Raw genomic sequence first — 24,976 nt, forward strand, 5'->3', positions numbered from 1 at the left:
CTCACACCGCTCTGAGAAGTTCGTCAAGCATGGCGTTGACCGTCGTCAGTACCCGGCTTGATGCCTGATAGGAATGTTCCAGATCGAGAAGCAGTGCCATCTCGGTGTTGATATCGACACCGTTGGCATTGGACAGAGCCTGATCGGCCTGAGTTGCTACAGTCTGGTTATAGGAGAAATTGGCATTCGCAGTCTTGCGCTTGCCTTCAAGCCAGCTGATGGACGACGCGCTGTAATCAATCAGACTCGCATTTGAGCTGAGACCTGCCGAAGAAGCGAACGTCAGCGGCTCGGAGAACGCCTCATTCAACGCGCGCAGACGATCGCTAAAGCCACTGGCACCGGTTGAATTATATTTGTAATTCGCGCCATTTGCACCGCCATCGCGCAGCAGCAGCGAGCTGCCGCCTTCGGTTGCAACAAATGCCGATGACACATTGATCGTGCCTGCGAGACCAGCTGTCACACCCGCACCCGGAACGGCAGGCGAACCTGACCAGCCGAAAAGGCCTGTTAGTTTTGGACCTGCACCAGTCTGGTCGGTTTCTGCAAACATCGACACCAGACCGCGAGCGATCTCGTCGAGCTGCATCTGATACTGCGGCGCAATCTGATCGCGCAGCTGCAGAAGTCCGCTCAGACGGCCAGTGCCATAAGGCTGATCGAATGTATCATGCGTAAGCGGGACACCATCGACGAGAACGGCATTGCCAGCAACACCAGCCGCCAGACCGCCGGAAGATTCGAAGCTGATCTTGCGTGCCGTGGTTTCAAACAGCGTCACGCCATTTTCCGCAAAAATGACCATGTCGTTATCGCCGCGAACCATGGTTGTGATGCCCAGTTCGCCGGAAAGCTGCTTCAGCAGTGAATCGCGCTGATCAAGAAAATCAGACACATCGTTGCCAGCGCGTGTGCCGCTGACGATCTGCTGGTTGATCTTCTCGAATTTCGACAACACGTCGTTGATATTGGCAACGGAGTCCGCGATTTCATTATCTGCATCGGTACGCAGAGACTGGATCTGCTTCGTGCCAGCGTTCAATGCATCGGCCAGCGACTGCGCCGTTGAAACAACGCTATCACCAAGGGCCGAATTGGATGGCGAGGCAGCAAAAGTCTGGAGCGCATCGCGAAGATCGCCGATCAACGCCGAAGGCGAACCTGAGAAATTATCTGCCGAATAAAGCGACGAAAGGCGGTCAAGTCCGCCTGCAAGAATGGACGACGACGATGCCATGCTGTTCGACTGGATAAAGCGGTTGAACAACGCTTCGTCAGCGGATCGGCTTATATTGACATAAAGCGAACCATACGGCCCCGAAGCCAGCGACGCAGTGCGGCGCGAGTAATCAGGATCATTGACCCCCGCAATATTGCGAGAGACGACTGACGTCTGCTTGGACGTTGCCGCAAGCGAACTTTTGGCCGTCAGAAGAGCAGAACTAAGCGACATCTTATCCCCATCCTACGTCGAACCGTTTTTGTTGCGAAAACAGTCCAGTTTTAAAACTGCAATTCCGGGGAGACTGACCACCTCCCCGGAACCGCATCAATTTATCTTTTCAGGTTAACCAGCACGTCCATCAATTCGGAGCCGGTCTGGAAGACCTTCGAATTGGCGGTGTAGCTGCGCTGAGCTTCGATCATGTCGGTCAGCTCTTGCGCGATATCCGCATTGGATTCTTCAAGAGCCCCTGCCGAAACCTTGCCCATGCCTCCGTTTTCAGGGAAGCCGAGCTGGATATTGCCGGATTCTGCACTTGGCGAGAACACGTTGCCGCTGATTACCGACATGCGGTCCGGGCTTGCCACAGTTCCCAGCGGAATACGGTAAAGCAGCTTCTGCGAGCCGTTTTCATAAAGAGCAACGACCGAACCGTCTTTACCGATATCAACGCCCTTGATCGATGAAGGGGCCTGACCGTTGATAACAGCTTCAGTGATCGTATAGTCTTTTGCCAGCTGCTTGGACGAACCGAGATTAAGGTCCAGCGCCTGACCATTATAGGCTGTCAGATCGACAGCAACATCACCGCCAGAAAGCAGCTTACCGTTTGTGCCATCGAAGTTCAGCGTTGTTGCGCCGACTTCAACACCATCTGCGGCGTTCTTAATCGAAACATCCCAGGTATTGTCAGCGGTCTTGGTAAAATAGACGTCCAGCGTGATCTTGCCGCCGAGATTGTCGTAAGCGATCAGCGATGTCTTGTGATTGAATTCGCCGGCAGCAGGAACCGAATCCGTCGAAGGCAGGTTGACGGTGAAATTGCCGGAGGTGCTAGGTGTTGCAACAAGATCGGACTGCTTGACGTTCACACGTTCCAGACCGTCAAAGCTGTTGGCGACCGTGTTAACATTGCCGTTAGCATCCGCCGGATAACCCATCAGGTAATAACCAGCCGTATTGACGAGATTGCCGAACTGGTCCGGCACAAACGAACCTGCGCGCGTGAGATAAGGTGTGCCATCAGCATTGCTGACGACGAAATAGCCATTGCCGTCGATTGCAAGGTCGGTCGCGGAAGCTGTCGAGCGAATGCCGCCCTGATCCGAAATACCGTAGCGGATATTGGTCGCGACGCTACCGGAGTTATACTGGCCTGCGGTGCTTGGCAGAACGAGCGATGAGAACTGCGCATCGGCGCGCTTATAGCCGACCGTGCTTGCATTCGCGATGTTATCTGCGACTGCCGACAAGCGGTTAGCCTGCGCGTTCATACCTGAAACGCCGGTCCGCATCATACCGTAGAGGCTCATTGGCAACTCCTGAGAATTTGAGAATCCGCAGATAAGCTATCGGGCCACGCTTGCGTGAAACTGTAGCCTTAAGATTTTTTACGCTTTTACTGAGGACACAATCAGTTTCAGGGGTTGCCTGGACAAGACTACCTTTAAAAACCGCGAATTACTGGATTTGAGCTTTTGAAAGCTCGATAGAAAGGACACGAATCTCAATCGATGTTGATTGAGTATCCAAGAAAACGTTTTGAATCAACAGGATCAAAACCAAGCTTTTCACGCAATTTTTTGCGGAGCTTGCTAATATGGCTTTCGACCACATTCTCTTCGACTTCACTGTCGAAAATGCCGTAAATCGCGCTGAAAATCTGCGCCTTGTTCAGGCGGCGACCACGGTTTGCAATTAGATATTCAAGGATCCGGCGCTCGCGACGCGGCAGCGGGAAATCCACACCATTTATCTGTGGATCACGGCCATCGGAGAAAACGCGGATCGGTCCAAGCTCGGTTCCATCATTGCCCGATGCAGCCGAAGCACCTGTGCGGCGGCGAATTGCGTTGATGCGGGCGAGGATTTCGCGGACGTGAACTGGCTTGCGGACGACATCATCAACTCCGGATTGAAAAAGCTCCAGAGTGTGCTCCAGTGACGGGCGGTCGTTTACGGCAATAACAGGCGCCTTGCAGCGTTCACGAATACGCGCTGGCAGACCGTTCTGAGCCTCGCACTCGCCAATCAGGAAGGCTTCTACAGCCATAATATCCTGATGGGGGACGCTTTCGACCCATTCATTGAAATCGGATGGTGTGAACCCGGTTGTCGTGATGCCTTCTCGGCTGAACCAAGAGGAGTACCCCTCAGTCACAATATTCCGCTCATCTACGACTACGATCATCGGCCCGCCTTCCGAATCAATATGTTAACCCAAGCAAGACAGAAGTAACTGGCAGGAGGAGTCAGCGGCAATTACACAAAGTTGCCCGCAATAAATTGGGAGGCATTTTAGTATTATCTAATTTAAGAGGAATCGCCATGATTGCATCGGCCTGGCACTCTTGGTCTGAAAATCTTAACAAGTCGTTAACGCGCTCACGAAGTTTAACGATTCTTTACAAGGACTTAAAAATTTACCCTCTAAAATACATTATCTAGCTATATGCAATTACAGGTTGAGTCTCTAAAAACTGCGTGTATATGGCATCGCTCTACAACCCGCAATTTTGCGGGATTCCCGATCAACCTGCGCAGAAGTTTTTTGCCTGAGGCGTCCAATTTCCGAAGCCTGTTGCGATCATATTTGTCATCACCCGACACACATATCGCTTCTGTGCAGGATCGTTATTTGGACCTGCGTGATAACGCGCGACTGCCATTGTCCAGTTGCCTTCGCGCTCACGCAGACGCTTTAGGAAGCGCGCAGCATAATCAACATTGAGGCTTGGTTGCAGCATCGCGCCGACAGACGGAAATTCGCTGGAATGATAATAGTGATTGATCTGCATACAGCCCAGATCAATCAGTTTTGCACCTTCGGCGTGTACTTGGGTGAAACGTCTTAAAGCGGCCGCTTGAGATGGGAAAAACTCTGCCTTTCCTTCAATGTTCATCGCATAGGGCTGGAGCGAGTTTTTGCGCCCGGTTTCGGTCAGACCAACAGCATAAAGAATACCGAGTGGCACATCATAGCGGGCGGACGCTCGATGCATTTCCCGTTCGCAAATATTCTCTGCTTTAGCGCCTGCTAAACTAAACGACGAGGCCGCGATTGCGGCCGCCAGAAAGACCAGAAATTTCGCGCTCATTGGCTTCAGTCGATGTGCGAGCGCGTGCATTATTGCTGTCTGCCTGGCCAGATTCGCCATTCTGCCTGCCCTCACCACCCATAAATTGCGCCTGAGACTGCGCCTGCGCATTTCCCCGGCCATCCGAGCCATTTTGCATGTCAAAAGTCTGCTGGCCTTGCTGTTGAGAGCTGGCCTGCTGTTGCCCGGCACTATGGCTCGCGGAGCTGTGCTGAACTGCACTGACTGCTCCGCGTTCAGTCACCGTGACCGAAATTTTCGTGTCGTCCGTAATGCCTGCAACTTTCAAAGCTTTTTCGATCATTGAGCGATCGGCAGCCAGCGCCTCGGCAGCATGGGCTTTGTCAGCCACCAGATGCACTTCCACGCTGTCGGCAACCAGACGAATACGAGCAGTCACTGCACCAAGCTCCACCGGATCAAGCCTGATCTGCAAGGTTTTCACAGCACCAAAGCTGCGTTCAGAGAGGACTTGGATATCCGCGATACGTGCAGCAGCAGTTGGCGCTGCTGGTGAAGGCGATTTTACATCGGCAACAGGTGCAGACTTTCCTGTTTGCTGCTGCGGCTGAACATTTGGACGATCAGCTTCTGCGGCATTGTTGGATTGAGGTGTAAGCTCAGGCTTGGGCGATGCAGAAGATCCGTCTGTGGCGCTGTCAGTCTGCTGATCTTTCGTTGCAGCAGGTGGAGTGTGGCTGGCCAAATTCTCAGGCTTTGCGGCACCCTTGGAATCTGCTGTTGCTTGCGTCTGCTTGTTTGCCTGAACGTTTTCCTTCTGATCCTTCTTTAGCTCTGCATCAGGCATAGGCAGGTCAGCGGCAACTGCAGTCGTCAGTGCAGGATCTGCAGCTTCAGCAGCATCGGCCAGCGCCGATACATTCATCGACTGTTTGGCGGCATTATCACGCGCAGCAAGCTGATCCTCATCTTTTGGGTTGTTGAACCCTGCAGCAAGTGCAAGCAGGTTCTGCGACACACCATAGACCGAAGATTGAGCAGGCGTATCGCGATCAGCTTTGTCGCTATCTTCCGACTGCGTCTCATCCTTCTGCTCGCCTTCAAGCGATAGCTTGTTTTGAGACTTTTCCAGCAATGCGCCAAACAATTTTGCCGGTTCAGACTGTTCCTGATTTTCGCCATTGGCTTTTGCCACAGCGCCCTGTTGGGCGCCAGTACCTTTGGCAAGTGAAGCCAGTCTTCCAGCCGTAGTGAGCAAAAGATCTACGCTCATTGAATAGTCTTTCCTAGCAAGGCATCAATTTCCGCAAGCTTGCGCCGCGCATCATCCATGGTCTTCTGCACATCATCTTCCGGCTTTGCAGGCTGGGATGGCTTCCAACCGGCAGCAGGCGAAGGGGTCTCTGGCGCCTTGGGCACGACGGGCGCCTCATCACCGTCAGCAATCGGCATTGCCGGAATGTCAGTTTCGCTTCTGACTGGCTTTGTTGCACCCTCAACGGGAGGCTTGCGTGTCACCACCGAGCCAACCGCTTCTGCCGCCTGCAGAAGCTGCCTGTCGCGTTCCTGCAAACGATCGGGCGAAATCTGAGACAATTCACGCAATGCATCTTTGGCGGAATCCGAAGCAACATCACTTGCCGCGGCATAAAGATTGGCTCTGCTCGGGTCGGCTTTCAGATGATCGGCAAGCTTTCTTGCTTCAGCCGACATGAAGCGCGCGCGCTCCGTCTGCCCATCCACCAGAGCGCCACGCGCAATCTGCAGATAAAGCGAATATTGCATGACCGGATCAGCTGTACCAATCAGCTTGACCAGTTCGGCATTGCCGATGCGATCATTGAGTTTCAACGCGGCATCCACAAACTGCTTCATGAAATCGCGCATATAGGGCGAGCGCGGGAAGCGCTGAAGGTAATTGCGCGATAGCATCCTGATCTTGTCTGCGTCACCGAGCTTGGCGGCAATCGGCATCGAACGACGAATAGCCGCTTCTTCAAAAAGCGTACCCGGACTATCGAGCCGCACCTGATCAAGTCGCAGAAGTGCCGTTGCCGGATCAAAAGCCGTCATCTGGCTGGCCGTTACCAGCACGATGGAAGAGCGCAGCTCGGCTGGCAGCTGTGATGACAGCGGCACTGAGAACAGCTTCACCACCTCAATATTCTGACCCGATGCATAGGCAAGCGCGCCTTTGACGAGTTCTTGCGGAACAGTCTCGCCATCAAAACCAGCAAGCACCTTTCGCACGGCATCAGGATTGCCGCCGTTAAACAGATAGATGATTGCCGCATAGATATTCTCAGGCTTGTCCCAGAATTCCTTTGGAGCGCGTTCCATATCAGCGCTCACAAAAATCAGCAGCCTGTTGAGCATCACAACGGCTTCAGGCTTTCCGGAAACCAGCTGATCCTGCAACATGCGCAGTGAGCGGACGAGCTTATAAGGCTCAAGCACCGGCAAGCTGCGTGGCTCTTCTGCTGCTTGCGTCTGCCCATAGGAAACCGCCCCTCCGCTTGCCAGCGGTAGGCTTGCAACAAGTGCCAGCAGGGAGCGCTTTACCAGTTTCTTCATGGGTTGGACTTGAGGAAGATGTCGATGCGACGATTTTCGGCGGCATTTGGATCGGCGGCGTTCTTTGGCTGACGGTCAGCATAGCCTTCAACACGCAGGACACGCTTTTCATCCAGCCCACCACGCACCAGCATGTAATAGGCCATCTGCGCACGAGCCGAAGACAAGCGCCAATTGTCATAGGTCGCACTCTTGAAAGGTCGGGCGTCAGTGTGACCGCTGATGACAACCTCCCCCGGCTGACGCGCGATAACCTGCGCAATGCGTTCAAGCATCTGCACAACACGCGCATCCGGTTTGGCGGAGCCAATCGTGAACATGCCGAAATCGACTTTATCAGTCAGCTGAATCATGACGCCGCCATCGACCGGGACGACTGTCACATCAGGCATAGGCTCAGCCTTTGCCGCCTTGCTGCCATCGGTCGATGCGTCTCCGTCTGCTGCCTTCTTCAAATCAGAAATCAGCTTTTCCTGGTTCTCTGCTGGCTTTTCAGCTTCTTCGGGCTTTGCCTCGGTTTTTGCTTCCGCTGTTTGCTGTGGCGGCGTTGCAGGGGCAGCTTCCGGTGGCGTCAGCTCTTCCGCAGCCTTGCTCGACCAGTAGTCAGGGCTGAACGGATCGCGATAGGCATCGCCGCCATCAGCGCCTGTCTGCGTGCCAGCCTGTGCGCTGCCGCCATCGCCCTTCGTGGATTGGTTCTGCAGAACGCCCGTTTCATGCGCAAGTTCGGACAAGACCGCATATGGCTCGCGGAACATGCGGCTTTCTTCCTGCTCAATCGGCGGGGAAGCAGCGCTATCGTTGATAACCTTGGTGCTGTTTTCAATCTGCTTGTCGCTCTCAAAGCGAACTTTGCCGTTCTGTTCGTCAATGTCCTGCACGCCCTTTGGGCTTGAATGACGATCCATCAGCTTAACGGGATTGAAGTAGCTGGCGACAGCCGCCTTGCTTTCTTCGTTGGCCGCATTGATGAGCCACATGACGAGGAAGAACGCCATCATCGCAGTCATGAAGTCAGCGTAAGCGATCTTCCAGACGCCGCCATGATGACCGTCATGATCATCGTGCTTGCCACGGCGGACAATAATGATTTCGCGCTTGGTTTCCGGATCGATGCTCATCTGGCAGCAGCCCTTAGTTCTTCCAGAACTGGCGCGACGCGTGTTTCAAGCGCACGATCGCCAAAGGAAAATGAGAGTTCGCTGGACGCATTCTCAGTAAAACGGCATCCAGGCGGCAGAAGGTCGGCATGGTCCTTGAGCGGCTCAAGCAAATGCGCTGGACCGAAGATTTCAGGTGCTTCGCCTTCCAGAGCCAGCTTGCTGATCCGCTGCGCGAAACCCGCAATCGCGTCCTGTTCGATTTTAGCTGCCAGCAACGGTGCGAGAACCTCGGCAATCTGCGCGGACATGGATTGTTCAAGCCCGCTCACAGCTTCCGTCAAGGCACCAGCCAGGAGATTGGCCTGCTCACGAGAGAAACTCGCACGCAATGCTTCGATGTCCGCTTCATGCTCACGCAGCAGCCTGGCCTTCTCGGCCTCATAAAGCGCTTCTGCTTCCTTGTGACCGTCTTCGCGACCGGCCTCAAATGCAGCCCGCTTTTCCTCTTCAATGGCGATGATGCTTGCGACTTCCGCCTGCTCTGCAAATGGAGGCTTCTCCGAAACCTCAGCCATTTGCGGATCGGTGTGCGGCAAGAGCTCCGACAAAGGCTGCGGCTGTGCGGGGGCCGCAATGATTTCTACCGCTTCGTCGGCGATACGATGCGTCGAGAAATCAGGAAGGTAGCGGCTGAGTGCGAGCGTGCTCATAATCAGGCAGCCTCAAGCTCCGGCATTACAGATCGCTGGTTTGATGCTGCTTCCTGCTTGATGGCGGTTTCGTGGATCCACTGCTTGAGAACTGCGGCAACGCGCTCTTCATCCATCTCGATCATCTGTTCGAGGCGCAATTTGGCAGGCATGCGCATACGCTGACGCAAATCGCTAAGGCTGGTCTTCATCTGATCGGCATAGGCTTCTGGTCCACCGATCACTGCCTTGGCACCCTCACCGGCGATGGCCTGCTGCGTATCACCAACAAAGTTTGGCACAGCGACATCACCCGGTTCAAGCAGCGCAACTTCTGTTCCGGATGGCTTCGCGTTCTGATCGCGGAGCAAAGGACGGACACCAAACCAGATCAGGAGCGCAACAGCGGCAAGAATTGCCAGTGCATTAACGTAGGAACCGCTCTGACGCATCAGCTGCTCGGACCATGGCGTCGAAACCGGCTCCATATCTGCGCCTGCCGGGCTGAGAAAGTTGACAGCCGTTACGTTGATCACATCACCACGATCAGGATTGAGACCGGCGGCAGTTGCAAGGAGGTCGCGGATTTTCAAGAGCTGCTGATCGACAAAATCGGCAGGCGGCGGCGTGGTGCCAGCCGTTTCAAGCAGACGCGCCTGATCGATGACGACCGCAATCGACAGACGCTTGACGGTGTAGCCATCGCTGACTGTGGATACCGTCTTGGTGTTCATTTCGTAATTGGTCAGTTCTTCGCGGCGATCAGTCTTTTCAGACGAGCTTTCGCCGTTGCGGTTCTGAATTTCTTCCTGCGGAATGTTCTGCTCAACGCCGGTGGCATTGTCGTTACGTGCGTTGCGGGAGTCTCCGCTTTCACGCACAACACGAACAGAACGTTCAACGCGCGATTCAGGATCGAATTGCGTTTCATTTGTCTGACGGCGGTCGGTATCAAGCGTTGCCTGAACACTGCTCTGGAAGTGACCAACACCGAGATATGGAGCAAGCGCCTTGCGGATGCTCTCATCCACATTGCCAGCAACCTGCTGTTCAAGCGACGCGGTCAGAAGAGCAGCACCATTCGCAGCCTCTCCCGCAGATGCGAGCAGACGACCATTGGTATCGAGAACCGTAACGGACGAAGCATCCAGCGATGGCACAGCGGCAGCAACCAGCTGGCGGATCGACTGCGCGGATTCAGCGGCAAAGCCGCCTTCAGCGCGGATCACAACCGAAGCAGACGGCTTCTGATCACCGCGACGGAACGAGCCTTTTTCGGCCATGACGATGTGAACGCGCGCAGCTTTTACGCCACGAATGGCCTGAATGGTACGCGCGATCTCGCCTTCAAGTGCCCGAACATGCGTGATTTCCTGCATGAACGATGTCAGGCCAAGCGAGCCCATATTGTCGAAAAGCTCGTAACCGGCGTTGTTTGACGTCGGCAGACCTTTTTCAGCCAGATACATACGCGCCTGTTCGGCCTTGCCGACAGGAACAAGGATCGATGAACCGTCGGACTTCACGTCGAAAGCAATGCCAGCTTCACCGAGCGCCAGCCCCATACGGTTCACGTCATCGCGCGAAAGGCCGACATAAAGCGTCTCATAGGAGGGGCGGCTCAGATAGACGCTCGTATAAAGAATAGCGCCCATCAGTGCAGCTCCGACAAGTCCGAGCGCTATAAGTTTTCGCGCGCCAAGCTTGCCGAGCGTTCCCTTAAGCTGTTCGAGTAATTGCTGGAAATTCTGCTGCATCGATACCACCGCCATCCTGATGCGAACAAAATAGATCGCGAAGCTTGCGCGAAAGTGTCGGCTTGAATGAGGAGGCGATTTTTTAGAAAAGAAGAAGGGCGCGGAATAAATTCCACGCCCCTCAAAGTATCAACCGTATCAGCTAAGTGATTAGCCGCGGAACAGCGACAGGATCGACTGGCTCGACGAGTTAGCGATCGAGAGAGCCTGAACGCCCAGCTGCTGCTGAACCTGCAGAGCCGACAGACGAGCCGATTCCTTGTTCATGTCGGCGTCAACGAGCGTACCAACGCCCTTTTCAACCGAGTCGCTGAGCTTGGAAATGAAGCTCTTCTGGGTGTCGATACGTGCCTTTGCAGCACCGAGCGAAGCTGCACCGGTGGTGAGCTTGTCCAGAGCGGTTTCAACCGATTCCAGAGCAGTCTTGATTGCAGCGTCGTCAAGCTTTGCAGTCGATGGATCGAAGAAAGCAGTGGCGACCAGATCACCAGCGATACCGCCGGTGCCTGCAGCGTCAGCAAAAACCTGTACGTCAGCAGCAGCAACGTCAACGGTGTCGATCGTTACAGTGGTGCCGGTACGGTTGTACGATGCAACAACCTTAAGGTCCGAAGTTGCAGCTGCGTCGTTCACGAGCAGGTTCGAACCAGCGTAGTTCGCGTTGCTGGCAGATGACTTGATCTGCGACTGGATTGCTTTGAGTTCGGTCGCGACCTTCTTCTGGTCTTCCTGGCTGGCGCCCTGAGCGCTAACCAGAAGCGACTTCATCTTGTCAACCTGGTCCTTGATGTCGTTGATTGCAGTGTATGCAGTGTCAACCTTGCCGGCGCCGAGACCAAGAGCGTCCTGAACAGCCGAGTTGGCCTTGTTGTCGGACTTCATCGAGGTTGCGATCGACCAGTAAGATGCATTGTCAGCAGCTTCACCGATGCGCAGACCGGTCGAAATACGGTTCTGCGTGGTTTCCAGCGACTTGTTGGTCGAGGAAAGGGTCTGAAGAGCGGTAAGAGCTGAAGAGTTGGTAAGAATGCTAGACATTGAATTGCCCCTTGGGAAAACAAACTGAGGGACAGGCCGGATTGAATATTACCGGCATAGGAGAGCGGCATCATGCCTGTCACCACGAAACGCGTGGGACCTACTATGGATGCTAGCACTATAACCCAATTGTTAAGAATATATTAATATAATGCGATCGTTTTTAACGAACGGTATTTTCTGGGGTGATACCTAGTCAGAATGTGTAGAGCGGTTCCAGTTTACATTGAAACGTTGGAACCGCTCTAACCCCTTTTTTGCGCATTATCCCACGCAAAACCGCTTCGCACTTTTGCTGGAAATGCTTAGCAAGCAATTGATTTCGCACCACCCGACTTAGGAGAATGATCGTATCAGGCTTCCAACCAGAATATTCCAGCCATCGATCAGCACGAAGAACAGTATCTTGAACGGCAGCGATATCACCGTCGGCGGCAACATCATCATACCCATCGACATGGTCAGTGTTGCGACCACGAGGTCGATCACCAGAAACGGCAGAACGATCAGGAAGCCGATTTCGAAACCACGACGCAATTCCGAGATCATGAAGGCCGGAACCAGCACGCGGAAATCAACAATGCCGTCTTCACCCGTGCGGAATGCCGGATCTGCTAGATCTTCAAACAGGCGCAAATCCTTGTCGCGCACTTCGCGCATCATAAATTCGCGAAACGGGTTCGAAATTTCACGAAATGCCACGTCCTGCGTGATCTCGTTGCGCATCAGAGGCTGCACGCCATTGTTCCAGGCACGATCAAACACTGGTGCCATGACATAAAAGGTCATGAACAAAGCCAGCGAGATCATCACCATGCTTGCAGGAGCCGTCTGAAGCCCAAGCCCCGAACGCAAAAGCGAGAACGCAATGGCAAAACGCGTGAAGCTTGTGACCATGATCAGCAAGCCGGGCGCCACCGACAGAACCGTCAGAAGGCCAAACAGCTGAACGATCTGTCCGCTGGCTGCACCACTTCCGGCTGGAAGAAGATTATCCAGCGACAAGGCTTGTGCATGGGCAGCAGAAATAAAGGCCAGCGTCAGCAAGCCACTCAGGGCGAAAATTTTCTTCATTCTACTACCAGCGTCGAAATGAAAACGCGGTCGACCGCGCCTTCCGAACGCATCCGCGCCCGCTCTTCAAGATCGGCACGCAAATAGGCCAAACCAGCGGCCCCCTGCAACTGCATGAGATTGACGCTCCGCAGGAAGCTCATGAAATCATCGCCCACACTTGCTGCAACTGCAGGCGGAATTTCACGACCCGGCTTCGCAACAAGCGCCGCCTCAAGTCGGACCCATGTGGTCTGCGGAATGCCAAGATTGGTCACAATCGGCTGCAGAGGGATGATTGTACCAATGGAACGCGATTCAAAATCACCCTGTTTCGGCTTGTCTTCCTTCGTCGTCGATTTAACTGCGGCTTGCTGGTCAGCGGAGATAACGCCACCCAGATACCATCCGCCACCGCCAGCGATTGCGGTCAGAACTGCAACAGCGCCCAACAGACCCGCGATAGAGCCTTTTGCCTTGCCGTCCTTATCGATTGCCGTATCGCTCATACCTGCTCAACTTCAGAACGGAGAAATCTGATCGAGAATCTGCTGGCCGTAAGGCGGCTGCTGAATTTCGCTCAGGCGACCGCGTCCACCGTAAGAAATACGCGCCTCGGCAATCTTGTCGTAGGAAATTGTGTTGTTGCCTGAAATATCGCGCGGACGCACAACACCGACAACGTTGAGCACGCGCAACTCGTTGTTAACGCGCACTTCCTGCGAACCACGAATAATCATGTTACCGTTCGGCAGAGTATCGGTGACGATGGCGGCGACCTGCAGACGGATATCTTCGCTGCGCTCAATCGTGCCTTTGCCCTTGGAGGAGCTGTTGGATCGCGTATTGACCGACGCATCCATGGTACCACCCGCTCCTGCACCCGAAAGGCTGCTCGTGTCGAACGAAGCGCCGCCGCCGTAAAGACCTTTCGACACACGCTCGCGATCCGTCTTGTTATCCATGTTCGCCCGATCATTGATCGAGATGATAACCGTCAGCACATCGCCCGGCTCGGCGGCGCGTGGGTCTTTGAAGAAGTTCGTCGAACGCTGATCCCAAAGCGAATAGGATGCCTTGCTTGGGCGGACAGGATAGCCGCTATATTGCGGATTGTTCTGGACACCGAGATTGGCCGCCACCGGCGAAAGGTCCGGCGCACGGCCGATCTCTTCCGGCCGTGTGGCACAGCCTGCCAAAAGGACCAAGGTTGCTGCTGCAAAGAGCGCTTTGTTCATGCTTTTCGTCATTGCACCGAATTCCCGGTTTCCGCCTGCGCGCGCTGTTCCCTGGTGGGCGGCGGCGTTGCGGTCGTGCGCTGCGAGCCAACAATGACCCGTGCGAGCTTGGCTGCCTTTTCAGGCGGCATTTCATTGAGGATGATGCTCGAAACACGCGGATTGAGCTTGAGTATCAAAGCCGCTGCCGCTTCATCGCCGATCAGCGACATCTGCGCTGCAGCTGCATCAGGCTTCATCTTGGAGATGATATCGACAAGAGAATCCTGTGCCTTGTTCACGAACTCGTCGCGACGCTTCAGCCACATCTCATATTCTTTGCGCTTGGCTTCCAGCGCGCGCATACGCTCTTCAACGTCAGCCTTGAGATCGGCAAGCTGCTTGGCCTGCAGCGAATAGCGGGCATCAGCGGCCTGATCATCTATATTGCCGCAGAATTTGCGGATTTCATCAAGGTTGCCTATTGGCGCAGAAGCCGCCAACTGCTGAGCAGCGGTTGATGGGGCGGGCGTTTCGGCCTGCTGCGGTGCCGGGACAGGTGGAAGCGGCTGCTGTGCGAAAGCCGGAAAACCTGCACCGAAAAGCACGGCAAGAACTGAACCAAAGCGAATGACGTTTCTAGCCATAATCATTGCACCACCAGTTCAGCATGAAGGGCACCGGACGTCTTGATAGCCTGCAGAATGGCAATGATGCCATTTGGCTTAACGCCGATCTGGTTCAGACCTTTGACAAGGTTCTCAAGATTGGCTCCCGTCAGGATACCGATCTTGGAGTCACCCTGATTGACCGCAATATCAGTATTCGGCTCGACCTCAGTTTCGCCGTAGCTGAATGGATCGGGCTGAACGACCATCGGTGTTTCGGTCACGCGCACGGTCAGGCTGCCATGGCTGATCGCCACTTTTGAAATGCGTACTTTCTCACCGATGACGACCGTGCCAGTGCGTTCGTCCACGACGACGCGTGCGACTTCATCCGTGGTGATTGGCAGACCTTCCAGCTCAGCCAGAAAGCGAGCGGCAGGTACGTTCTTCGGGCGCTGAAGCCGGATGGTCTTGGCATCGCGTGCAATCGCTACGCCGCGGCCATAACGGCGCTTGGCAAAAACGTTGATCGTATCGGCGGCACGTACAGCAGTGGTGAAATCAGGATCGCGCAATTCGACGACCATTTCACTGTCCTTGCCGAAATTGCCCGCAACTTCGCGCTCAACCAGCGCACCGTTCGGAATACGGCCCGACGTCGGCACACCCTGCGTTATGCTTGCAGCATCGCCTTCAGCCGAAAAACCGGAGACGATCATGTTACCCTGCGCGACCGCATAAACCTGATTATCTGCACCCATCAACGGTGTCATCACCAGCGTACCGCCTTGCAACGATGTTGCATCGCCCAGCGAAGACACGGTCACGTCAATACGGGAGCCGGTGCCGGCAAAGGCAGGCAAATTGGCGGTTACGATAACTGCTGCGGTGTTCTTGGAACGGGTCGAATTGCGCGGTGCGCTAATACCCAGATTGTCCAACATGGCGCGCATGGATTGTTCGGTGAAAGGTGAATTGCGCAGACTGTCGCCGCTGCCTTTCAGGCCGATAACAAGACCATAACCCACGAGCTGATTTTCACGCACGCCCTGAATGGTCGCAATGTCTTTCAGGCGCGCAACAGCGCTGCCTCTGCCCAGTTCGGCATAAGTCATTTTCGACGGATCGCCACCTGAACCAAGCCAGTCTGCGTCGGCTTCCACGGCCGAGCCAAACTCGCGCGCGTTCTTGGAAGATTCATCCGCAAAGCCAGCAACAGGCTGCAGTGCAATAGCCAGAAGGGCAATCAGGGCTGCGCGTGCTTTTCTCACTGCATCCCCACCTGAATACGGCCATCGGCAAGCACTGTGCCTGATACGATGATCCCACTGTCGATATTGCGGATCTTGATAAAGTCGCCAGCAGCACCCGATTCAAGCGGTGTGCCCATAGCGGTGATGACAAGCGTACCAGACGTGAATACCAGCGGAGCTGGAACACCACGCTTGACCAGCGATGGCTCCCCAAGGGCAGATACGAGGATCGGCTTGCCGGGAAGCAGCGTTTTGCGGGCAACCTTGCCTGTCGCCTGATCCTGCGACAGCACATACTGGCTTGCAGCCGGTGCGCTGATGAAGAACTGCTTCTCCAGAAGTGCGGTATCGCTCACGATCTGACCGGGATAGACGGTTGCCGAAGGCACGACAAAAGCGATGCGGTCGGCAGCGCTTACGCCTGTGGTCGCAGACCCCATTACTGCGGACAGCAGAAGGCCGGCAGTGACTGCCAGCCTTGTTTTCCGGGAAATTGCCTTCGCATAACTCATCGCCATCACCGTTGAAGCACATCCCGAAAAGTGGGAACCGGTTTTCGAACCAAGATGTGCGTAGAAACAAAAAGAGAGCATTTCTAATGCTTTAGCGCAGATTCTTCGATACAGTCGCGGCCATTTCGTCAGCTGCCTGAATGACCTTGGAGTTCATTTCATAGGCACGCTGTGCCGTAATCAGATCAGTGATTTCCTTCACCGGATCGACGTTCGATGCTTCGAGATAACCCTGCTTGATCGCGCCATAGCCCGGATCACCCGGGACGCCGACCAATGGGCCGCCAGAAGCTTCCGTTTCGCGGTAGAGATTGCCGCCCAGTGGCTCCAGACCCGCTTCATTGGTGAAGTTGGCAAGTGTCAGCTGACCGAGATCGACCTGGTTGACCTGATCCTGCAGCTTGGCAAAAACCTGACCGGTCTCTGTAACCGTGACCTCAATGGCGTCAGGTGGAATGGTGATCGCAGGTTCGACCGGATTACCATCGAGCGTTACCAGCTGGCCGTCGGCATTCTTGTTGAATGCGCCAGCGCGCGTGTAAAGCGTTTCGCCCGTTGGGCTCTGGATCTGGAACCAGCCGCGACCCGTCAGCGCCACGTCATAGGGATTGCCGGTTTGATTGAAGCTGCCCTGAATATGCAGATTGCGCACAGCCGCTGTCTGAACACCAAGCCCGACCAGCGCGCCTTCGGGAACGATTGCCTGATTGGCCTGATTTGGCACACCAGCGGTCCGTTCCGATTGATAGAGAAGATCGGAAAACTCGGCGCGGGCACGCTTGAAGCCTGTCGTATTGATATTGGCGATGTTGTTGGCAATCACTTCCAGATTGAGCTGCTGGGCGTTCATACCGGTTGCGGCAATCGTCAGGGCTTTCATAGCGGGTCCTTATTCAGTGAGAGCACTCAGACCGGCATACGGCTGATTTCGAGATAGGCCTGCACGATCTTGTCGCGGATCGCGATTGCCGTCTGAAGCGACTGCTCGGCCTCCATGACGGAACTGACCACATCACGCAGCGGCGCATCGCCTTTGATGCCCTGGATCGAGTTGGCTTCCGCTGCCTGCAGCTTCTGACCAACGGAATCCGTCATCTGCGACAGCACTTCCCCGAAGGACGCGCCGGGCGTCGTTGGAATAGCCTGCGGAGCCGAGGTCGAGCCGACGCTCTTTTCAGCAACCGTTTCAGAAAGACGCGACAGGGCGTTGCGCGCCGAAACACTCATGATTGAGTCGTACATTATGTGCTCCTCAGGAGATCGATGGTCATTGAAATCAGCTCGCGGGCCTGTTTGACGACCTGCAAATTGGCTTCGTAAGAACGGTTGGCTTCACGCATGTCCGCCATTTCGACGACCATGTTGACGTTTGGATATTTCACATAGCCACGCGCATCCGCTGCCGGATGGCTTGGGTCATATTGTTCGATAAAGGCCGAGGTATCCTTGCCGACTTCAGCAACTCGGACTTCGGCAGCGCCCGTGCCCTGCTCGACTTCCGTGCGGAAGGATACAGTCTTGCGGCGGTAAGGATCGGCATCGGCAGTCTTGGCAGTCGCCTGCGCATTGGCGAGGTTTTCAGAAACGATGCGCAAACGGGTCGACTGCGCCGAAAGCCCCGACGCTGCAATCTTGAGGGTATTTTGCAAGGCATCCGACATGGCTTACCCTTTCGCCACAGACAGCATCATGCGGTGAAAAGCTTTGACGATGCTGGTGTTGAGCGAATATTCACGCGAAATCTCGCCCGCCTTCATCATTTCCCGCTCGACATCGACCGTATTGCCCGAATGGGTCTGCTCGGTGATATCCTCCGGGCGCAGCCGGGCGCCTGCGATGCCATTCGCCTCGACTTCCAGATGCTGCGGACTTGTTGCAGCCATGGTGAGCTGGGTCTTGTCCAGCACATCAGCGAAGGGCTGAACGTCGCGCGCCCGGAAATCTGGCGTATTCGCATTGGCGACATTGCCCGCAACCGTGGCCTGTCGTACCGACAACCACTGCGCCTGCCTTGCAGCCAGATCGAAAAGATGAATGGAGCTCATTGAGTATCCCGCCTTTATAGTTCGTTAACTTAAAGGTCGGAACTTGCGTCAAGCTTGCGTGGAGCAAGGTTTAGCAAAGGCAGAGCATTCCGACATGCGGATAACGCTCATAAAATATATTTAAATCAGATACTTATATTAGCAGTGGTTTTAATTCTGAAAAATGAACCAAACTGTTTGCAAGCCGGACTGACGCAAGCTTCATAAAGGCCAGCTCATGGCCTCATCTGCGCATTTCAATCACATCGCCGGATGATGTCGTGAGCTTCCACGTACCGGCCTGATTGCCGCGACCGATAGAAACCAGATGGCTGCCGTCGGGCAGGAGCGACCCCTTTTCGACGAACCAATAGCCCGACGTATCTTCGATCATCGCCATACCGCCGACCACTTCGCGCAATGCGAATACCGGTTTTGGCAATGCCTGCCCCTCGCCGCCTTCACCACCATTACCCGCGCCTGTTCCCGGCAAGCCTTTGCCGTTCGACATGACCGAACCAGTCGTGGTGGTGTCGATATCCTCACTCGGGGCGACCTGATCATTCGGGCGGAAAGACGGAAAATGACGCACGGTCTTCTGCTCGGAGCGGTCAAGCGGATCAACAATCTTGCTGTCGGCCTTCTTATCCGGGCTCAGATCGACACGTTGCAAATAGGTAACGAAGGGAAGCATCGCACAGCCAACAGCAAGTGTGATTGCTGCAATCTTGAGATAGCGATCAACCTGACTTTGCGGCTTTTTGGTTTCGCTCACAGTCGCGGCTTCCACCTCTGCTGCCAGATCAGCGAGAATGGCCTCTTCCATGGTTTTGCGCGAACCCGTCTTCATGTTCTTCATGCCTGTTTTTCCCCGCGCAGTGCCGCGGCAAGATCGTGATAAGGGTCAGCCGACAGGCCTGTCTCGGGCGACTGCTGCAGCGCATCATAAATGCGCGGAACAAAATCGACAGCCTGATCCAGCAATCCGTCATTGCCCTTCTGATAGGCGCCAATCGCACGCAGATCGCGCGTCTCTTCAAAACGGGCAACCATACTGCGCAGCTGAGTGGCAAGTTTGCGCTGCTCTGGTGTCCAGTTATGTTTTGCCAGACGTGAAACCGATGCAGGAATATCGACCGCCGGAAAACGTCCCTGAGCCGCAATTGCGCGATCAAGAACAATATGCCCATCGAGCGTACCGCGAATGGTATCGGAGACCGGATCATTGTGATCGTCGCCATCGACCAGCACCGAATAAATGCCCGTGATACTGCCTCCCGCCTCGGTAATGCCGGGGCCGGCGCGCTCAAGCAAACGCGGTAACTGACTGAACACGCTTGGCGGATAACCCCGCGATACCGGTGGTTCTTCCGCAGCAATAGCCACCTCGCGCGCAGCATGGGCAAAGCGTGTGACGGAATCCACAATCAGCAAGACATTCTGTCCAAGATCGCGGAAATATTCGGCAATTGCGGTTGCAGTATTGGGAGCAAGGCGGCGCATCATCGGGCTTTCGTCGCCCGTCGCAACCACCGTTACCGTTTTATCGAGATGCCCCGCCATGGTTTCTTCGAGCATCTCACGCACTTCGCGACCGCGTTCACCGGTCAGCGCCAGAACGACGGTATCGAAATCGGCAGCGCGGGTCATCATGGCAAGCAAGGTGGATTTGCCAACACCTGAGCCTGCAAAAATGCCGATACGCTGCCCAAAACAGAGCGGCGTGAAAATATCGATGACATTGACGCCGGTCCGCAATCCGCGATCCACGCGTGCGCGTCGCAAGGCGGCTGGCGCAAGGTTTTCCGATGCCATGGGGCGCAAACCGGGTTGCAATGCGCCTTTTCCATCTACCGCCTCGCCCAATGCATTGATGACCCTGCCACGCCATTCCGGCGCAGGTCGAATGCGAAGCGGCCCTTCTTCAAAAACAGCGGCGCCAAGTGATGGAATTATGCGATCATCGAACGGCTTCACGAGCACCTGATGATCAGCCACACGAATGATCTCGGCTAGGCTCTGACCACTGTCGGCACGGATAGCCACCGCATCACCCAAACGCGCATTGCGCGACAGACCCCGTACCGCAATCGCCGAACGCGACACATCGCTCACCGTACCGCCAATACCTGTCAGAGACTTTGGCGCTATCGATTGTTGGCGTGCAAAGGCGGCGAGCCGCGCGAGCGGTAAATCAGGCGTCATCCGTTTTTGGAGCCCAGCGTCCTGATGGCTTCAGCCACCGTGCTTTCCTGTTGCGAAAGCAGATTATTCACCTGCTCAAAAGCCCGGCTGACGCTGATCAGACGGGTCATTTCCGTCATGCCATCAACATTGGAACCTTCGATCATCCCCTGCACAACGCCGACACTCATATCGTCAACGACAGCCTGTGCAGGCTTGCTTGGCATGACACCGGAATTGCCTGCATAGCTGAGATCGGCATCTGCTGGGATCGAGAACAGGCCAATTGCACCGATCTGTGCGCCGTTCTGGTAGACCGCACCGTCACTGGAAATCTTGGGCGCGCCACCATCCGGATTGAGAACGATAGGCGCACCGCCCACATCCAGAACCGAATTGCCTGTGACAGACACAAGTTCGCCGGTTGGCATCATCTTCATGCGGCCGTCGCGGGTATAGACAACACCCTGCGGGGTGTTGACCGACATCCAGGCATCGCCCTTAACGGCAACATCAAAAGGATTGCCGGTTTCCAGCATTGAGCCTGCTTCTGTGCGAATATAGCTCTTGCCTGCGGTCGCGAAGTTCACGTCTTCGCTGGCCTTGTTCGAGACGATTGTATTGAATTTCGTGCCTTCGCCGCGAAAGCCCGGCGTCGAAATATTTGCCACATTATGCGCAATGGCATCCATCCGCCGTTCAAGTGTGACGAGGGAAGACAGGCCTACATAGATGGAATTATTCTGCATTGATCAGCGTCCGCCCGGCTTGAAGTTCTGCAAAGTGGTCAGAATGCTCGACGATATGCCGACCGATGACGTGCCACCGAGCAACAGCGAGGCGATTGATGCCGGGCTGCTCGTGGTTGGATTGTTCATTTCGTACATGGCTGTAAAACGCGAGATCATCTTCGATACATAGTCAGGGTCTGACATTTTCGAGAAATCGACCTTGGCCTCGATCATCTTGGCCTGCTTGTCGATGTCAGCATTCGACATCACCGAGGGCCAGCCAAACGTTGTCTGCATAACGGTCAGCAAAGCTTTATCGCCAAGGATTTCGTATGCATTGGTAATGGTGGATGCCTTGCGTTCGAAATAGAGCGCCAGACGGACACCCTCGTTCTGGCTGCCAGCCTCGGTCTCCAGTGTCTGACGGATATATTTATCCATCACACCTTGCTGGGCAGCCGTGCTTTCGGTGGCTTTTTCACCCTTGCCTGCAAAATCGAATGTCGTCGCAAATTCTTTATACCGCTTGTCGGTCAGCTTGTTCGCCATCGCGTCATCATCTTTGACGCCTTCGGTCAGGATCTTGCGAACGAATGCCTTGGCATAGGCCATGTCTTCCAGGCCGAATGCCTTCATGGCGTAGTTATAAAGCCGGGTATCGGACATGAAATCATCAATGGATTTCACCTTGCCGATATTCTCTTTGTAATAGGCGGTTTCTCGCTCGACCAGCGGTTCCTTCGCAACGCGCTGCAACGACCGCGTCATATCGGACGCGATCAGCCGATAACTCATCATCGTGTTGACCATGCGAGAACCCCCTGCGATTTTTCACACCCTTTATGCGGTCTCAAGCTTGTCCGAAGCTGATGCATTTTGGAGCGCATCCGCAAAAGGGTGAAACGGTTTTCGGAACAAGACGCGTTAAAACAAATGATTTGAGCACCACCCTGATCCAATCAGACCCAAACGCGCTCTAACACTTTATATTTGCAGCATAATTTTCCCTTAAACTGATTTAAGTTTAAGGAATTATGCTGAAGCGTCATGTGACAAGCTTCGCGCAAGGCGCATTCCCTACAGTGTAAGAATAACTTCGAACCAACGGGAGTCTTGCGCTTTGGGTATTCTCATCGGCCTCGCCATCACACTGGGCTGTATGCTCGGCGGTTTCATCGCCATGGGCGGTCACGTCGGCGTGCTTGTTCAGCCGTGGGAATTCGTCATTATTCTGGGCGCAGCCCTTGGTACATTCTTCATCGCCAACCCGTTTTCACTTGTGAAAGATACGGGCAAGGCGTGCGTGGAGGCCTTTACCAATGCAGTGCCCAAGCAGCGTGATTATCTCGATCTTCTCGGATTGCTTTATAGCCTGATGCGTGAGCTGCGCGCCAAGTCGCGCAACGAGGTGGAAGTCCATATCGACAACCCCAAGGAATCGGCAATCTTTCAGGCCTATCCAAGCATCCTGAAGAAAGACGACCTCATCCACTTCATCTGCGATTATTGCCGCCTCATCATCGTTGGCAATGTTCGTTCGCATGAAATCGAAGCGCTTATGGATGAAGAAATCCACACGCTTTCGCGCGACAAGCTCAAGCCTTATCAGGCGATGGTCAGCATTTCCGAAGCGCTGCCTGCCCTCGGCATCGTCGCGGCTGTTCTTGGTGTTATTAAAGCGATGGGTGCGCTCAACCAGTCCCCGGAAGTGCTCGGCCATCTGATTGGTGCGGCCCTTGTTGGTACTTTCGCAGGTATCTTCTTTTCCTATGGTGTCGTTGGTCCGATTGCTACCAAGATCAAGTCGACGCGTGACAAGAACAACCGTCTTTACACCGTCGTCAAGCAGACCCTGCTTGCATATATGAACGGTTCGCTGCCGCAGATCGCCGTCGAATACGGCCGCAAGACGATCTCCGCTTATGAACGTCCAAGCATCGACGTCGTTGAGCAGGAAACCATGGCGACAACGCCGATCCAGCAGGCAGCCTGATATGACCACACTGGGCCAGAACCGCAAAAACGACGTGCTCGCTGAAAATCTGTTGCGGGCGGCAGGATTGTCGGGCGACGATCTGAAGTCGCTTGCGCATGTGTTCAAGGATGCATCCGCCCATTTTTGCGGTCGTCTCAAACAGGGCAGTGCTGCTGCATTTGATGCGGAAGCAGGCCAGGTTGAGGCTGCGGACGATGCAGCATTCAATGCCATCATGGACAAGGCTGCGATTATCGCGCCGCTTAAAGCCGATCGCTGGGGTTGCACGCTCTATGTAACCGCTGATGCGACACTGGTATTTTCCATGATCGAAGCCATGTTTGGCGCACAGGGAAATCTCGGAAGCTTCGATCTGGAACGCCCTTTCGGTATGCTGGAGCGCAAAATATCGAGCCTGCTGACATCCCACATGGCTGCAGCGCTTGATCAGGTTTTCTCAAACAACGCCCAGGCGCTGTTTGCTGCTGGCGAATGCGCAGACGCGGCTGAGTTCAACAGCGAGGAATTCGAGCGTTCGCGCCTCTTCGTTTGCCGGATCGATGTGGTCGCGGCAGGCAAAACAGGGGCCGTGCATCTTCTTCTGCCCCGCAGCACGCACAAGCCAATGCAAGATGCCGTGGCTGCATTCCTGCGCCGTCCGATGGATCAGGCAGATCCCGCCTGGAGCAAAAGAATGCGCAGCGAAGTCAGCCGCGCACGGATTGAGCTTGAAGCCTTCATCCAGCAGGGGAGCCTGACGCTCGACGCTCTTTCAAAGCTTGAAATCGGTCAGGTTCTGAAGCTCCCGACGGATGCCATGGAACAGGTACGTCTGCGCGCTGGCGATCAGCAGCTTTTCAAATGCACGCTCGGCAAGTCCGGCATTCACTTTACAGTCAAGGTTGGCGATCCGGTCAATCAGGAAGAGGATCTCATCGATGAGCTTGTTGCTGGCTAACATACTTTCCACGCTGATGGCTCTCGGCTCGCTTGGTGCGCTCATCATCGTCGGGCGCAAAGCCAACGAGACCATCAAGCTCGGCAAGCTGCTGACGCTTCGCGTGGCTGCGGCTTCCAACGGTCTGGAGCGCGTTGCAAAATCTTTGCAGAACCAGCGCACCGATCTTGCAGATGAAACCGTCCGCCTTGAAGCCCGTCTCGCTGAAACCGCCCGCGTTCGTCGGGAAATGGACGAAGCGATTGAGGAGCTGAACCGCGTGCGCAAGGCTCTTTCCCGTGATGTGCGTCAGGCACGCAATGTTACGGCAACAGTCGCCCGTATTGAGGAGCAGGCTTTCGCTCCCGTAAGCGAGCCTGCGCCAAAAGAAAAGAACGCACTACCTGTCTTCGTACGTCGCGCCGTCAAGAAGGCGACCGTTGAAATTGCGGGGCAGGCATGAGCAAGAAAAGCAAGGATGAAGACATGCAGCATGAGCTCAACGAGGCAATCGAAGAATTGCAGGAAGATAAGCCGCGCGCTGCAAAGACAGGCGCAGCGAAGCCTAATCTTGAGCTCATCATGGGCATTCCGGTCGACGTGCAAGTCGTGCTGGGCGGAACGACCATGCCTGTTGCCAATCTGATGAAGCTTGGTCGCGGTGCTGTTATCACCCTCGACAAGCAGATCGGCGATCCGGTCGATATCGTCGTCAATGGACGTGTGATTGCGCGCGGTGAAGTGATCGTTCTTGAAGACGATTCCTCCCGCTTCGGCGTCAGCCTCACCGAAATCATCGGTAAGTAACGGATCGA

27 protein-coding genes and 1 pseudogene are annotated in these 24,976 nt (G+C 55.0%); 4 read left to right on the top strand and 24 right to left on the bottom strand.

Features of this window, described 5'->3' with window-relative positions; genetic code table 11:
- Window position 1 precedes the first annotated feature (1 nt).
- The 24 genes and pseudogenes from flgK to CEV34_RS11265 form a co-directional block, all read right to left on the bottom strand.
- Window positions 2-1,456, bottom strand: a complete 1,455-nt coding sequence (gene flgK, locus CEV34_RS11150; protein WP_007877025.1) for a flagellar hook-associated protein FlgK — start codon at window positions 1,454-1,456, stop codon at window positions 2-4.
- A 101-nt stretch (window positions 1,457-1,557) separates the two neighbouring features.
- A complete protein-coding gene (locus CEV34_RS11155) occupies window positions 1,558-2,760 on the bottom strand; it encodes a flagellar hook protein FlgE (protein WP_007877027.1) in 1,203 nt (400 codons plus the stop codon).
- Between the two features lie 194 nt (window positions 2,761-2,954).
- Window positions 2,955-3,638: a flagellar transcriptional regulator FtcR gene (gene ftcR / locus CEV34_RS11160; RefSeq protein ID WP_007877029.1), complete on the bottom strand. Its 684-nt coding sequence runs from the start codon at window positions 3,636-3,638 to the stop codon at window positions 2,955-2,957.
- 340 nt (window positions 3,639-3,978) lie between these two features.
- Window positions 3,979-4,449 carry a transglycosylase SLT domain-containing protein gene (locus CEV34_RS11165; RefSeq protein ID WP_007877033.1) on the bottom strand — a complete coding sequence of 157 codons (471 nt, stop codon included), beginning with the start codon at window positions 4,447-4,449 and terminating at the stop codon, window positions 3,979-3,981.
- Window positions 4,450-4,489: 40 nt separating this feature from the next.
- Window positions 4,490-5,779: a flagellar hook-length control protein FliK gene (fliK, locus tag CEV34_RS11170; RefSeq protein ID WP_007877034.1), complete on the bottom strand. Its 1,290-nt coding sequence runs from the start codon at window positions 5,777-5,779 to the stop codon at window positions 4,490-4,492.
- Window positions 5,780-6,008: 229 nt separating this feature from the next.
- Window positions 6,009-7,080 (bottom strand): annotated as a pseudogene (locus tag CEV34_RS11175) (chemotaxis protein); the annotation flags it as partial.
- Complete coding sequence (locus CEV34_RS11180) at window positions 7,077-8,201, bottom strand: flagellar motor protein MotB (protein ID WP_064321436.1); 1,125 nt, start codon at window positions 8,199-8,201, stop codon at window positions 7,077-7,079. The gene CEV34_RS11180 and the pseudogene CEV34_RS11175, both read right to left, overlap by 4 nt.
- Complete coding sequence (locus tag CEV34_RS11185) at window positions 8,198-8,893, bottom strand: hypothetical protein (protein ID WP_007877044.1); 696 nt, start codon at window positions 8,891-8,893, stop codon at window positions 8,198-8,200. Before CEV34_RS11185 ends, CEV34_RS11180 begins: the two co-directional genes overlap by 4 nt.
- Before the next feature lie 2 nt (window positions 8,894-8,895).
- Window positions 8,896-10,644 carry a flagellar basal-body MS-ring/collar protein FliF gene (fliF, locus tag CEV34_RS11190; RefSeq protein ID WP_007877046.1) on the bottom strand — a complete coding sequence of 583 codons (1,749 nt, stop codon included), beginning with the start codon at window positions 10,642-10,644 and terminating at the stop codon, window positions 8,896-8,898.
- A 135-nt stretch (window positions 10,645-10,779) separates the two neighbouring features.
- Window positions 10,780-11,667, bottom strand: coding sequence for a flagellin N-terminal helical domain-containing protein (locus CEV34_RS11195; RefSeq protein ID WP_007877048.1), 888 nt, complete (start codon window positions 11,665-11,667; stop codon window positions 10,780-10,782).
- Window positions 11,668-12,003: 336 nt separating this feature from the next.
- On the bottom strand, window positions 12,004-12,741 hold the full coding sequence (gene fliP, locus CEV34_RS11200; RefSeq protein WP_007877050.1) for a flagellar type III secretion system pore protein FliP: 738 nt from the start codon (window positions 12,739-12,741) through the stop codon (window positions 12,004-12,006).
- Window positions 12,738-13,229 carry a flagellar basal body-associated FliL family protein gene (locus CEV34_RS11205; RefSeq protein WP_007877052.1) on the bottom strand — a complete coding sequence of 164 codons (492 nt, stop codon included), beginning with the start codon at window positions 13,227-13,229 and terminating at the stop codon, window positions 12,738-12,740. Before CEV34_RS11205 ends, fliP begins: the two co-directional genes overlap by 4 nt.
- A 12-nt stretch (window positions 13,230-13,241) precedes the next feature.
- Complete coding sequence (gene flgH, locus CEV34_RS11210) at window positions 13,242-13,970, bottom strand: flagellar basal body L-ring protein FlgH (protein WP_064321432.1); 729 nt, start codon at window positions 13,968-13,970, stop codon at window positions 13,242-13,244.
- Entirely contained in the window at window positions 13,967-14,590 is a 624-nt protein-coding gene (locus CEV34_RS11215; protein WP_007877054.1) for a MotE family protein, read from the bottom strand. The genes flgH and CEV34_RS11215 overlap by 4 nt, the downstream gene beginning before the upstream one ends.
- Window positions 14,587-15,861, bottom strand: a complete 1,275-nt coding sequence (locus CEV34_RS11220; protein ID WP_235819036.1) for a flagellar basal body P-ring protein FlgI — start codon at window positions 15,859-15,861, stop codon at window positions 14,587-14,589. Before CEV34_RS11220 ends, CEV34_RS11215 begins: the two co-directional genes overlap by 4 nt.
- Window positions 15,813-16,310: a flagellar basal body P-ring formation chaperone FlgA gene (gene flgA / locus CEV34_RS11225; protein ID WP_007877057.1), complete on the bottom strand. Its 498-nt coding sequence runs from the start codon at window positions 16,308-16,310 to the stop codon at window positions 15,813-15,815. Before flgA ends, CEV34_RS11220 begins: the two co-directional genes overlap by 49 nt.
- A gap of 91 nt (window positions 16,311-16,401) precedes the next feature.
- Window positions 16,402-17,190: a flagellar basal-body rod protein FlgG gene (gene flgG / locus CEV34_RS11230; protein ID WP_007877058.1), complete on the bottom strand. Its 789-nt coding sequence runs from the start codon at window positions 17,188-17,190 to the stop codon at window positions 16,402-16,404.
- Window positions 17,191-17,216: 26 nt separating this feature from the next.
- Complete coding sequence (locus tag CEV34_RS11235; RefSeq protein ID WP_007877059.1) at window positions 17,217-17,552, bottom strand: flagellar hook-basal body complex protein FliE; 336 nt, start codon at window positions 17,550-17,552, stop codon at window positions 17,217-17,219.
- Entirely contained in the window at window positions 17,552-17,971 is a 420-nt protein-coding gene (gene flgC, locus CEV34_RS11240) for a flagellar basal body rod protein FlgC (protein ID WP_007877060.1), read from the bottom strand. The genes CEV34_RS11235 and flgC overlap by 1 nt, the downstream gene beginning before the upstream one ends.
- 3 nt (window positions 17,972-17,974) lie before the next feature.
- Window positions 17,975-18,355 carry a flagellar basal body rod protein FlgB gene (gene flgB / locus CEV34_RS11245; protein WP_007877061.1) on the bottom strand — a complete coding sequence of 127 codons (381 nt, stop codon included), beginning with the start codon at window positions 18,353-18,355 and terminating at the stop codon, window positions 17,975-17,977.
- A gap of 223 nt (window positions 18,356-18,578) precedes the next feature.
- Entirely contained in the window at window positions 18,579-19,184 is a 606-nt protein-coding gene (locus CEV34_RS11250; RefSeq protein ID WP_039860274.1) for a hypothetical protein, read from the bottom strand.
- Window positions 19,185-19,189: 5 nt separating this feature from the next.
- Window positions 19,190-20,539, bottom strand: coding sequence for a flagellar protein export ATPase FliI (gene fliI, locus CEV34_RS11255; protein ID WP_007877065.1), 1,350 nt, complete (start codon window positions 20,537-20,539; stop codon window positions 19,190-19,192).
- Window positions 20,536-21,267 carry a flagellar basal-body rod protein FlgF gene (gene flgF, locus CEV34_RS11260; RefSeq protein ID WP_007877067.1) on the bottom strand — a complete coding sequence of 244 codons (732 nt, stop codon included), beginning with the start codon at window positions 21,265-21,267 and terminating at the stop codon, window positions 20,536-20,538. Before flgF ends, fliI begins: the two co-directional genes overlap by 4 nt.
- A gap of 3 nt (window positions 21,268-21,270) precedes the next feature.
- Complete coding sequence (locus tag CEV34_RS11265; RefSeq protein WP_094543635.1) at window positions 21,271-22,059, bottom strand: DUF1217 domain-containing protein; 789 nt, start codon at window positions 22,057-22,059, stop codon at window positions 21,271-21,273.
- Window positions 22,060-22,369: 310 nt separating this feature from the next.
- Between CEV34_RS11265 and motA the strand changes: the two genes are divergently transcribed.
- The 4 genes from motA to fliN are packed head-to-tail and all read left to right on the top strand — an operon-like array spanning window position 22,370 to window position 24,968.
- Window positions 22,370-23,242, top strand: a complete 873-nt coding sequence (gene motA / locus CEV34_RS11270) for a flagellar motor stator protein MotA (protein ID WP_007877070.1) — start codon at window positions 22,370-22,372, stop codon at window positions 23,240-23,242.
- A gap of 1 nt (window position 23,243) precedes the next feature.
- Complete coding sequence (locus tag CEV34_RS11275) at window positions 23,244-24,182, top strand: FliM/FliN family flagellar motor switch protein (protein WP_007877071.1); 939 nt, start codon at window positions 23,244-23,246, stop codon at window positions 24,180-24,182.
- Entirely contained in the window at window positions 24,163-24,624 is a 462-nt protein-coding gene (locus tag CEV34_RS11280) for a BAB2_0123 family type IV secretion system effector (RefSeq protein WP_007877072.1), read from the top strand. The genes CEV34_RS11275 and CEV34_RS11280 overlap by 20 nt, the downstream gene beginning before the upstream one ends.
- The gene (fliN, locus tag CEV34_RS11285; RefSeq protein WP_039860233.1) at window positions 24,621-24,968 is read left to right on the top strand and encodes a flagellar motor switch protein FliN; all 348 of its coding nucleotides are present in this window, start codon (window positions 24,621-24,623) and stop codon (window positions 24,966-24,968) included. Before CEV34_RS11280 ends, fliN begins: the two co-directional genes overlap by 4 nt.
- Window positions 24,969-24,976 lie beyond the last annotated feature (8 nt).

The organism is Brucella pseudogrignonensis (assembly GCF_002252525.1).
In the GTDB taxonomy this organism is placed as follows: domain Bacteria; phylum Pseudomonadota; class Alphaproteobacteria; order Rhizobiales; family Rhizobiaceae; genus Brucella; species Brucella pseudogrignonensis.

Excerpts from the sequence above, each read along its gene's own strand:
- flgK (WP_007877025.1), bottom strand. The coding sequence starts at position 1,456 with ATGTCGCTTAGTTCTGCTCTTCTGACGGCCAAAAGTTCGCTTGCGGCA.
- CEV34_RS11155 (WP_007877027.1), bottom strand. The coding sequence starts at position 2,760 with ATGAGCCTCTACGGTATGATGCGGACCGGCGTTTCAGGTATGAACGCG.
- ftcR (WP_007877029.1), bottom strand. The coding sequence starts at position 3,638 with ATGATCGTAGTCGTAGATGAGCGGAATATTGTGACTGAGGGGTACTCC.
- CEV34_RS11165 (WP_007877033.1), bottom strand. The coding sequence starts at position 4,449 with ATGCATCGAGCGTCCGCCCGCTATGATGTGCCACTCGGTATTCTTTAT.
- fliK (WP_007877034.1), bottom strand. The coding sequence starts at position 5,779 with ATGAGCGTAGATCTTTTGCTCACTACGGCTGGAAGACTGGCTTCACTT.
- CEV34_RS11180 (WP_064321436.1), bottom strand. The coding sequence starts at position 8,201 with ATGAGCATCGATCCGGAAACCAAGCGCGAAATCATTATTGTCCGCCGT.
- CEV34_RS11185 (WP_007877044.1), bottom strand. The coding sequence starts at position 8,893 with ATGAGCACGCTCGCACTCAGCCGCTACCTTCCTGATTTCTCGACGCAT.
- fliF (WP_007877046.1), bottom strand. The coding sequence starts at position 10,644 with ATGGCGGTGGTATCGATGCAGCAGAATTTCCAGCAATTACTCGAACAG.
- CEV34_RS11195 (WP_007877048.1), bottom strand. The coding sequence starts at position 11,667 with ATGTCTAGCATTCTTACCAACTCTTCAGCTCTTACCGCTCTTCAGACC.
- fliP (WP_007877050.1), bottom strand. The coding sequence starts at position 12,741 with ATGAAGAAAATTTTCGCCCTGAGTGGCTTGCTGACGCTGGCCTTTATT.
- CEV34_RS11205 (WP_007877052.1), bottom strand. The coding sequence starts at position 13,229 with ATGAGCGATACGGCAATCGATAAGGACGGCAAGGCAAAAGGCTCTATC.
- flgH (WP_064321432.1), bottom strand. The coding sequence starts at position 13,970 with ATGACGAAAAGCATGAACAAAGCGCTCTTTGCAGCAGCAACCTTGGTC.
- CEV34_RS11215 (WP_007877054.1), bottom strand. The coding sequence starts at position 14,590 with ATGATTATGGCTAGAAACGTCATTCGCTTTGGTTCAGTTCTTGCCGTG.
- flgA (WP_007877057.1), bottom strand. The coding sequence starts at position 16,310 with ATGAGTTATGCGAAGGCAATTTCCCGGAAAACAAGGCTGGCAGTCACT.
- flgG (WP_007877058.1), bottom strand. The coding sequence starts at position 17,190 with ATGAAAGCCCTGACGATTGCCGCAACCGGTATGAACGCCCAGCAGCTC.
- CEV34_RS11235 (WP_007877059.1), bottom strand. The coding sequence starts at position 17,552 with ATGTACGACTCAATCATGAGTGTTTCGGCGCGCAACGCCCTGTCGCGT.
- flgC (WP_007877060.1), bottom strand. The coding sequence starts at position 17,971 with ATGTCGGATGCCTTGCAAAATACCCTCAAGATTGCAGCGTCGGGGCTT.
- flgB (WP_007877061.1), bottom strand. The coding sequence starts at position 18,355 with ATGAGCTCCATTCATCTTTTCGATCTGGCTGCAAGGCAGGCGCAGTGG.
- CEV34_RS11250 (WP_039860274.1), bottom strand. The coding sequence starts at position 19,184 with ATGAAGACGGGTTCGCGCAAAACCATGGAAGAGGCCATTCTCGCTGAT.
- fliI (WP_007877065.1), bottom strand. The coding sequence starts at position 20,539 with ATGACGCCTGATTTACCGCTCGCGCGGCTCGCCGCCTTTGCACGCCAA.
- flgF (WP_007877067.1), bottom strand. The coding sequence starts at position 21,267 with ATGCAGAATAATTCCATCTATGTAGGCCTGTCTTCCCTCGTCACACTT.
- CEV34_RS11265 (WP_094543635.1), bottom strand. The coding sequence starts at position 22,059 with ATGGTCAACACGATGATGAGTTATCGGCTGATCGCGTCCGATATGACG.
- CEV34_RS11275 (WP_007877071.1), top strand. The coding sequence starts at position 23,244 with ATGACCACACTGGGCCAGAACCGCAAAAACGACGTGCTCGCTGAAAAT.
- CEV34_RS11280 (WP_007877072.1), top strand. The coding sequence starts at position 24,163 with ATGAGCTTGTTGCTGGCTAACATACTTTCCACGCTGATGGCTCTCGGC.
- fliN (WP_039860233.1), top strand. The coding sequence starts at position 24,621 with ATGAGCAAGAAAAGCAAGGATGAAGACATGCAGCATGAGCTCAACGAG.